The sequence below is a fragment of the Xanthomonas sp. SHU 199 genome (genome assembly GCF_000364665.1).
Taxonomy (GTDB): Bacteria; Pseudomonadota; Gammaproteobacteria; order Xanthomonadales; family Xanthomonadaceae; genus Xanthomonas_A; species Xanthomonas_A sontii.
Window position 1 is genome coordinate 1 of record NZ_AQOI01000351.1, and the last position, 9104, is coordinate 9104.

10 protein-coding genes are annotated in these 9104 nt (G+C 70.8%); 3 read left to right on the top strand and 7 right to left on the bottom strand.

Annotated elements, in window-relative coordinates:
• Positions 1-41: 41 nt before the first annotated feature.
• The 4 genes from D183_RS0112220 to D183_RS0112235 form a co-directional block, all read right to left on the bottom strand.
• Complete coding sequence (locus D183_RS0112220) at positions 42-977, bottom strand: DMT family transporter (RefSeq protein WP_017909244.1); 936 nt, start codon at positions 975-977, stop codon at positions 42-44.
• Between the two features lie 88 nt (positions 978-1065).
• Positions 1066-2427 (bottom strand): glutathione-disulfide reductase, encoded by a 1362-nt coding sequence (gene gorA, locus D183_RS0112225; protein ID WP_026144414.1) that lies wholly within the window; start codon positions 2425-2427, stop codon positions 1066-1068.
• 157 nt (positions 2428-2584) lie between these two features.
• Entirely contained in the window at positions 2585-3826 is a 1242-nt protein-coding gene (locus D183_RS0112230; RefSeq protein ID WP_232757266.1) for a DUF418 domain-containing protein, read from the bottom strand.
• Positions 3827-3965: 139 nt separating this feature from the next.
• Complete coding sequence (locus D183_RS0112235) at positions 3966-4445, bottom strand: FKBP-type peptidyl-prolyl cis-trans isomerase (RefSeq protein ID WP_017909247.1); 480 nt, start codon at positions 4443-4445, stop codon at positions 3966-3968.
• A gap of 109 nt (positions 4446-4554) precedes the next feature.
• Between D183_RS0112235 and D183_RS0112245 the strand changes: the two genes are divergently transcribed.
• Both D183_RS0112245 and D183_RS0112250 read left to right on the top strand, forming a co-directional pair.
• Positions 4555-5097 (top strand): C40 family peptidase, encoded by a 543-nt coding sequence (locus D183_RS0112245; RefSeq protein ID WP_017909248.1) that lies wholly within the window; start codon positions 4555-4557, stop codon positions 5095-5097.
• 107 nt (positions 5098-5204) lie between these two features.
• Complete coding sequence (locus D183_RS0112250; RefSeq protein ID WP_081613329.1) at positions 5205-6041, top strand: C40 family peptidase; 837 nt, start codon at positions 5205-5207, stop codon at positions 6039-6041.
• Positions 6042-6158: 117 nt separating this feature from the next.
• On the opposite strand, the gene D183_RS0112255 is transcribed toward D183_RS0112250, so the two are convergent.
• A complete protein-coding gene (locus D183_RS0112255; protein WP_017909250.1) occupies positions 6159-6935 on the bottom strand; it encodes a class I SAM-dependent methyltransferase in 777 nt (258 codons plus the stop codon).
• A gap of 161 nt (positions 6936-7096) precedes the next feature.
• Here D183_RS0112255 and D183_RS0112260 point away from each other — a divergent pair, with 161 nt between their 5' ends.
• Positions 7097-7846 (top strand): hypothetical protein, encoded by a 750-nt coding sequence (locus D183_RS0112260; RefSeq protein WP_017909251.1) that lies wholly within the window; start codon positions 7097-7099, stop codon positions 7844-7846.
• A 22-nt stretch (positions 7847-7868) separates the two neighbouring features.
• Here the strand turns inward: D183_RS0112260 and D183_RS0112265 are convergent, their stop codons facing one another.
• Together D183_RS0112265 and D183_RS0112270 are read right to left on the bottom strand one after the other, a co-directional pair.
• Positions 7869-8348 (bottom strand): acyl-CoA thioesterase, encoded by a 480-nt coding sequence (locus tag D183_RS0112265; RefSeq protein WP_017909252.1) that lies wholly within the window; start codon positions 8346-8348, stop codon positions 7869-7871.
• 113 nt (positions 8349-8461) lie between these two features.
• A partial coding sequence (locus tag D183_RS0112270; RefSeq protein ID WP_017909253.1) for a class I SAM-dependent methyltransferase occupies positions 8462-9104 on the bottom strand: 643 nt, incomplete at its 5' end.

The window sequence follows — 9104 nt, forward strand, 5'->3', positions numbered from 1 at the left end:
GGCAGGCGCCGACGCGCGCGCTGCGGGCGGCCGCCGTAGACTCATGCCGACCGTGCCCGCGCCGGCCGCGACACCAGCAGCACCCCGCCCAGTACCAGCACGGTGCCGGCGATCTGCCACGGCCCCATTGCCTCGCCCAGCACCAGCACGCTGAGCACGATGGTGGAGACCGGGCCGAGCATGCCGATCTGCGACGCGAGCGCCGAGCCGATGCGCTGCACCGCCAGCATCGTCGCCAGCACCGGCACCGCCGTGCACAGCGTGCCGTTGAGCAGCGACAGCGCGTAGACCGGTGCCGGCAGGACCAGTGCGTGCAGCGGCCGCAGCAGCAGGAACTGGGCGATGCACAGCGCGCAGGCGACCAGGCTGGCGTAGGCGGTCAATCGCACCGCACCGACCCGCGCCACCAGTTGGCCGCTGCCGACCAGATACGCCGCATAGGCCAGCGCGCTGCCGAATACCAGCAAGCTCCCCCAAGCAGTACGCGCGCCGCCGATCTGCAGGTCGTGGCCGAACGCCAGCAACACGCCCAGATAGCTCAACGCCAGCGCCCATAGCTGGCGCCGCTGCGGACGCCGCCGCCACAGCAGCACGCCGATCAGCAGCACCAGGGTCGGGGTGAGATAGAGGATCAGCCGCTCCAGGGTCGCGGTGATGTAGGCCAGGCCGAGAAAATCCAGGAAGCTGGCCAGGTAGTAGCCGAGCACGCCCAGCGCGACGATCCGCCAACGGTCGCCCGCCTGCAGCGGCGGCGCGCGGCGCGCCGCCCACAGCGCCATCGCCGCGAAGCACGGCAGCGCCACCAGCATGCGCAAGGCCAGCAGGGTCACCGCATCGACGCCATAGCGATAGCCCAGCTTGACGATGATGGCCTTGCCCGAGAACGCGATCGCGCCGCCGGCGGCGAGCAGCACGCCACCGAGGCTGGCCTGGGTGGCGGTGGGGGCGACGGCGGCCGACGTGCCGGACGCGCTCATCGCGCGGCGCCGCGGCAGGGAGAAGAGGACACGTGCATGCCGCCATTCTACGGCGCCACAGCCAACCATCCGCCGGATCGCGGCGACCTCAGCGCATCAGCACCACTTCCTCGGCCGAGGTCGGATGGATCGCGACGGTGTCTTCCAGTTGCTGCTTGGTCACGCCCAGCTTCAATGCCACCGCAAAGCCCTGCAGGATCTCGTCGGCCCCATCGCCGAGCAGGTGGAAGCCGACCACACGCTCCTCGGCGCCCACGCACACCAGCTTGAACAGGCTGCGCTGCGGCGAATCGGCCAGCGCCTGCAGCATCGGCCGGAAATTGCTGCGGTACACGGTCACCGCGTCGGCGCCATAGCGCTCGCGTGCCTGCTCCTCGCCCAATCCCACCTGGCCCAGCGGCGGATGCGAGAACACCACGCTGGGCACGTTCTCGTAGTCCAGCCGCGCCTGCGGCCGGTCGCCGAACACGCGGTCCATCAGCTTGCGCCCGGCGGCGATCGCCACCGGGGTCAGGCCGACCTTGCCGGCCACGTCGCCGATCGCATACAGCCCCGGCACGTCGGTGTTCTGGTATGCGTCCACCACGATCTCGTGCTTGTCGCCCAGGCGCACACCCAGCGCTTCCAGGCCGAGGTCGCGCGTGTTGGGCCGGCGCCCGATCGCGAAGAACACCTTGTCGACGCGCTCGCCGGGCTGCCCCTGCGCATCGACCACGCACAGGCCCTCGCCGCTGCGGCGCAAGGCGCTGGCGCGGTAACCGAAATGCAGGCGCACGCCCTGGTGGCGCAGGTTGTCGGCAAGCTGCCGTGCCAGTTCCGCGTCGAACCGCTCCAGCAGGCGCTCGCCCTGCACGTACAACTCCACCCGGCTGCCCAGCGCCTGCAGCAGTCCGGCCAGTTCCACCGCGATATAGCCGCCGCCGACGATCGCCACCCGCGGCGGCGCCTCGCAGAGATTGAAGAAGTCGTCGGAGACCAGGCCCAGCTCGGCGCCGTCGATGTTCGGCCGCAGCGCGTGCGCGCCGGTGGCGATCACCACGTGCTTGGCGCTGACCCGCACGCCGTCGTCGCATTCGACGGTGTGCGCATCGACCAGCCGGCCGCGCCGCGGGATCAGCACCACGCCGTCGGCATCCAGCCGGCGCCGGTAGCTGGCGTGGATGTTGCCGATGTAGCCCTGGCGATGCGCCACCAGTTCCGCCCACGACAGCGTGGCCTCGGGAATGGCGAAGCCGACCGCGCGCGCCAGGTCGATGCGTTCGACCAGATCCGCCGCCAGCCACATCGCCTTCTTCGGCACGCAGCCGACGTTGACGCAGGTCCCGCCGAGCGCGCTCGGCTCCAGGATCGCCACCCGTGCGCCATGGCTGGCGGCGCGGAAGGCGGTGGCCAGGCCGCCGGACCCTCCGCCCAGCACAAGAAGGTCGTAATCGCGGATCGCCCCGTTCACGGCGCACGCTCGGCGCGCGGCGGGGTCGCATCGGGCGCGGCGCGGTGCGCGTGGTTCACATCGTCCATCGGCTGTCCTGTCGCATGTCTCGGTCGCCGCGGAGCATGCCATGGGCGACCGCGCGGCAGATGTGAGGACGCCGCCGCAGTACCTGCGCTCAGGCCGCGTCGCGTCGGCGCATCGGCTGCCAGCGCAGGTAGCTGGCCGAGCGCCACAGCCACTCCACCGGGCCGAAGCGGAACCGCTGCAGCCACCAGTGCGACAGCGCCACCTGCAGCGCGAACAGCGCGACCGCGAACGGGATCTGCCAGGCGCGCGGCAATCGCTCGAAATAGCCGAAGCCGTAGCCGTAGAACAGCGTGGTGCACACCAGCGACTGCAGCAGGTAGTTGCTCAGCGCCATGCGCCCGGCCGGCGCCAGCCACTGCAGCGCGGGCGCGGCGCGCACCAGCCAGGCCGCATAGCCCAGCGCCATCAGGCCGCCGGCGACGCTGGCCAGGGCATAGGCATAGGTCAGGCGCAGATCCAGCCGCGCCGGATCCATCCACGGCTCCAGCCGGAAGCTCAGCAGCATCAGCCCCAGCCCCAGCGGCAGCACACCCCAGCGCAGCACCGCCAGCAGCCGCGGGAAGCGCTGCGGTTGCGCGGCCAGGCCGCTGCGCACGCACCAGGCGCCGAGCAGGAACATGCCGAAGATGGTCGGCGCGTTGAACAGCAGCCCGCTCAGCGATTCGACCAGGTCGCGCGCGCGTTGCGCAGTGGCCTGGGCGTAGCTGCCGTGGCCGAACACCTCGCGCTGCTGCGCCAGCGCCGCCGCGCCGTGCTGCGCCTGCTCGGCCATGTCCCGATGCCACTGCGCTGCACCGTGCGGATCGGCCTGCGCCGCCCAGGCGGCGGCGCCGATCAACAGCCACAGCGCCGGCGCGAACAGGTACACCACCAGCGCCATGCCCGGCAGCCAGCGCGTGGGCGCCTCGCGGAACGCCAGCAGCATGAACGCCAGCAACGCATAGCTGACCAGGATGTCGCCGGACCACAACAACAGCGCGTGCAGCAGGCCGATCAGCAGCAGCCCCGCGCTGCGGCGCAGGAAGAAGCCACTGAACGGCCGCCGCGCGGTCTCGGCGCGCTGCGCCATCACCGCGAAGCCCATGCCGAACAGCAGCGAGAACAAGGTGTAGAACTTGCCCTGCACCAGGATGTAGACCAGGGCGTCGGCGATGCGGTCGGCGCCGCGCAGCGCCGGATCCAGACCGGTCATCGCCGCGTCCAGCGGGCCGACGAAGCCCTCGATGTTCATCAGCAGGATGCCCAGCAGGGCGAAACCGCGCAGCACGTCCAGCGTGGCGATGCGCTCGGCGGGCGCGACGGGCTGCAACACGGGGGCGGAAGTGGCCAAGGCGGCACCGGGCGGAAGGCCGGCGATGTCCCTCGCCGCGATCAGGAAGGCCGCCGGCGTCCGCGGCGGCGCGATGGCGCCGCTGCGCGCGGCGCCAGGGCTGGCGGCACCGGCGCGACCGGCACCGCCATCAACGCACTCAGTGGTGGTGGCCGCCGTCGCCGTGCACGTGGCCGTGCTCGATCTCTTCGGCGCTGGCCTCACGCACGTCGACGATCTCCACGTCGAAGTGCAGGTCCTTGCCGGCCATCGGGTGGTTGAGGTCGACGTCGACCACGCTCATGCCGACCTTCTGCACGGTGACCGCGCGTGGGCCGAAGTTGGTCTGCAGCACCACCTGGCTCCCCGGCTGCAGCTTGACCGCGCCGAAATGCTTCTTCGGCACGCGCTGGCTCAGGCCCTCGCGGTATTCGCCGTAGGCGTCCTTGGCCGCCACGTCGACACCGAAGCTGTCGCCGGCGGCCTTGTCCATCATCGCGTTCTCCAGGCCCGGGATGATGTTGCCGTGGCCGACCAGGATCACCAGCGGATCGCGGTCCTTGGAGCTTTCGATCGGTTCTTGACCGACTTCCGAAACGGTGTAGTGGAAACGGACGACGCGGTCTTTTTCGATCTTCATGTGCACTCTGCGCTGTGGCTGCCGGGGGCAGACGGGATGGGCGGCTTGTCGGCCGCCGGGAGCGCCGCCATGATGGCGGCCTTCTGAGGTCGCGCATTATCCCGGCTCCATGCACAACACGCCAGTTTCGCCGCGCGGCCGCCGCGCGTTCCCGTGGTGGCTTCCGCTGCTGTGCACCGCCGCGCTGGCGGCCTGCGGACGCCACGAGGTCCGCCACACCCGGCCGGCACCGGTGGCGGTGCGCGAGTGGCCGCAGGTGGCGCCGGCCGACCCGGGCGCGGCCAACGCGGTGCTGATGCGGGCGCTGGGCCTGGTCGGCACGCCCTACCGCTACGGCGGCAACACCCCCGAGTCCGGGTTCGACTGCAGCGGCCTGGTCGCCTACGTCTACCGCGACATGCTCGACCTGCGACTGCCGCGCACCTCGCGCGAACTGGCTGCGGTGCAGGGACCGCGGATCGATCCGCAGCGCCTGAGCACCGGCGACCTGGTGTTCTTCGGCAGCGCGGGAAATGTGACGCACGTCGGAATTTATGTCGGTGAAGGCCGCTTCGTGCACGCTCCCAGCACGGGCGGCACGGTGCGCCTGGATTCGCTGGACGGGGCCTACTGGCGGGATCACTACACCGGCGCAAAGCGGGTTTTGCGCTGAACTGTGATTTCACCCACATTCATAATTACGAAAATTTAACCTTATTTGAACTTCCTATTTCTGTCTACAAGGCATGATCCCCCATCGTTTTATTTTGTGATCCAAGCGTGACGACCGAAGCCCAGACCTCTCCAGGCAAGCCCGCCGTTCCCCGCCGGACCGCTTTCCGCCTCTTCTGCACCGCCTCGCTCTGTTTCTCGGCCCTCCCGGCCCTGGCCCAGACCGCTCCCGCCGACACCGTCGTCCCGGAAGCGATCGCGACCGTCGCCCCCGCTCCCGCCCAGGTGAGCGCCACCGCGACCACCGCCCAGGCGACCGCGCAGACCCCCAACAACACCACCACCTCGGCCAAGCCGGCCGCCGCCCAGGCGCCCGCACCGTCGCGCAGCAAGGCCGACGCCGCCGCCACCGCCACCCTGGCCGCCCTGCTGCCGCACCTGGCCGCCAACGACACCATTCCGCTGATGGACCGCTCGGCGATGTTCGCCGGTGACATCAGCCGCCTGCTGGCCAACTACGACGTGTCCCAGCCGGTCCCGCGCGAAGGCGTGGTGCCGGGCGGCGACAAGGTCCAGTCCGTGCTCAAGCGCGCCATGGCGCTGCTGGGCACCCCGTACCGCTGGGGCGGCGAGGACACCGAAGGCTTCGACTGCAGCGGCCTGGTCGGCTACGTGTTCCGCACCGCGCTGGGCATCGAACTGCCGCGCGTGTCGCGCGAGATGGCCCGCGAGGCCAATGCCCAGCTGATCAAGGACCGCGACGCGCTGGCGCCGGGCGACCTGGTGTTCTTCGGTCGCAAGGGCCGCGTCGACCATGTCGGCCTGTACGTCGGCGAGGGCCGCTTCCTGCACGCCCCCAGCCGCGGCAAGGACGTGCGCGTGGACACGCTGACTTCCGGCTACTGGGGCGAGAAGTTCGTGCAGGCGCGCCGCGTGGCGATGTAAGCCGCCGCTCCGCAGATACCGCACAGAAAAGGCCGCTGGGGACAGCGGCCTTTTTCGTTGTGGCGTTTCGCGGCCGCCCGGCTGGCGCTCGTGCCACTGGCACCGACGCGGCCGCCCTCAGGCGGTGGCAACGATCGCGCGCACGTCCTTGTCGATCCGCAACGCGCCGTCGCCATGCGCAAACGCCGCCTCTACCGCCTGCCGCAAGGCTGACGCGTGCGCCTGCGGCGGCAACGGCAGACTCTGCAGATAAGCCATGACGTCCTCGGGATCGGTGCAGACCAGCACGTCGTCGAAGCGCGCGACCCGGACCTGTGCGAAGTGCATGGCGAACAGGCGCGCGCCCGCCTCCGCGTCCAGGCGCAGGGTGGACGGGTCGCGGTCCGGGCCACCGGCCACCCCAGCGACCAGTTGCGCGAGTTGACGCATGTTGTCGCGACCATTGAGCACCGCCAGTACTGCCGCGCCTGGACGAACGATGCGCCGCAGCTCGCGCACGCCCGCATGCGGATCGGGCAAGTGGTAGAGCATATGCACGGCCAGTGCGGCGTCGATGCTGGCATCGCGCAGCGGCAGGCGCATCGCGTCGCCGACCACACCCTGTGGCCGCAACGCCGCCGCCTGCGCCAATGCCGCAGCGACCATGGCCGGCGAGCGATCCAGCAATTGCACTGCCAGCGATGGCGGCCACTGCCCGGCGAGTGCGCCCCACAGCTGACCGGTGCCGCAGCCGATATCGGCCACGCGCATGTCTGCGGCCAGCGGCACCTGCGCGCGCAACCACGGGTACCAATCGCCGCGGCCGTACTTGGCATGCAGCGACTTACGCTGCGCCAGCCGCTGTGTATCGCCGTATTGCCGCTGCAGTTCCGCGCTGTCCGCCTGGAGCGTCATCGTCGCCGTCCGCGTTGCCCGCCGGCACGATACGCTGTCCGCCTCGATCGCGTCACCGGCACTTCGATGACACCACACCCCTCGCCTGCCTCGCAGTCCAGCCGTGCCGATGAGCCCGTCCGCCGGGTCGCGTCCTGGCCGCAGTTGCAGGCGCTGCGCTGATGCCGGCCAAGCACGTCCTGCCCACGCCCGCCCAGGCGCTGGCGATCGCGCAATCGCTGCTGTCCACCCGCTACGCCGACGCGGCGTTCGGCTTCGCCGCCGGCTCGATCCTGCGCGGCGAAGGCACGCATCTGTCCGATCTCGACCTGGTCGTGGTCTATGAGCGCCTGCCGGCCGCACGCCGCGAATCGTTCCTCGCCGACGGCATGCCCGTCGAAGCCTTCGTGCACGACCCGGGCACGCTGGCCTGGTTCGTCGACGAAGACGCCGCCCGCGGCCGCCCCAGCCTGCTGCACATGATCGCCGAGGGCACCTTAGTCGGCACCGCGACCGAATCCGCACGCAGCCTGCAAGGCCGAGTCGCCGCGCGGCTGCAGGCCGGGCCGCCGCCGCTGACGCAGGCGCAACGGGACACGCTGCGCTACGAGATCACTGACCTGGTCGACGACCTGTGCGGCGAGCGCAGCGCCGCCGAGATCCTCGCCATCGGCGCCCTGCTGCATCCGCGCCTGGCGGAACTGGCGCTGCGCGGACGCGGCCATTGGTACGGCAGCGGCAAGTGGGTGCCGCGCCTGCTGGCACGGATGGATCCGGCCTTGGGCCAACGCTTCGAGCAGGCCTTCGCCACGCTGTTCGCCAACGCCGACTGCGCGCCGGTGCTGGCACTGGCGCAGCAGGAACTGGCCGTGCACGGCGGCCGCCTGTTCGACGGCGACTGCCGCATCGCGCCCGCGGACTGGCGCGCCTGAGCCAGCGCGCGGACGCGCGCCCTCAGCCGTGGTAGTGGGCGATGGTGTCCTCGATGCCCTTGCTCAGCTCCATCACCTTCTGCGCGTACTCGGCCAGGCGATGGTCTTCCGGCGTGTCCGGATGCCAGGCCGGCACCGCGGTGGGGCGGCCTTCGACGCCATCCAGGGCCACGAACACGATGATGCAATGCGTGCACAGACGCGGCTCGCCGCCCATCGGATCGCGTGCGCGCACCTCGATGGCGAAATGCATGCTGCTGGTGCCGGTGTGGACCAGCTTGGCGCCGACCGTGACCATGTCGCTGATGCGGATCGGCGAGACGAAGCGGATGCCGCCCACCGCCACGGTCACGCTGTAGTGGCCGCTCCAGCCCACCGCCGCGGCGTAGCCGACCTGGTCGATCCACTTCATCACCACGCCGCCGTGGACCTTGCCGCCGTAGTTGACGTCGATCGGCTCGGCCAGGAAGCGGAAGGTCAGTTCGCGTTGCGTGCCGCTCATCGGGAGTCCATGCAGGGGAAGAAGGCGGCAGTCTGCCATGCGCCGCCGCCGCCAATCGCAACGGCGCCGCAATAAGGTGTCGCCACAGACGCGCTGGCGGCCGGCGGCGCCGGCTAGGCCGCGGCCAGCGCGAGATTGTCGCGCTTGCGGATGCACAGCCACGGGAAATGCGGCTGGCGCCAGCGCAACGCCCGCAGGCAGCGCACCGACAACCGCCGTGGGTCGAACAACCGGCGCAGCACGATGCCGTCCAGTACCGCCTCGGTGTGCTGGTGGTACTGCTGCGCCAGTTCGGCGCAGCCCAGGCCGCTGAAGTAGCGCAGGCTGCGCGCGGCGCTGGCCCGGGCTTTCTCAGCGTCAGCGTAGAACGGGCTGTCGAGGATGTGCAGTTCGCCGTCGTGCTGCAGCAGTTGCAGCAGGCGGGCGATCAGCGCACGCGGATCGGCGAAGTATTGGAGGCAGGCCGGCACCACCACGACATCGAACCGCTGCGCCGGCAGCGGCAAACGCAGGATGTCGCCGGCGACGAAGCTCAACCGCGGCGCGTCGGCGAACACCCGCGCCGCCTGCGCCAGTTCGGTGCGATTGACGTCGACACCGCAGACTTCGCGCTGCAGGCCGCTGGCCAGGCGGTACGACAGCCAGCCGTTGCCGCAGCCGAGTTCCAGCAGAGGACCGTCGCCGCCACGCGCACGCAGATGGCGCAACAGGCGCCGGCACGATTCGGCGCGCACCCGCCATTCGTGGCTGGCGCCC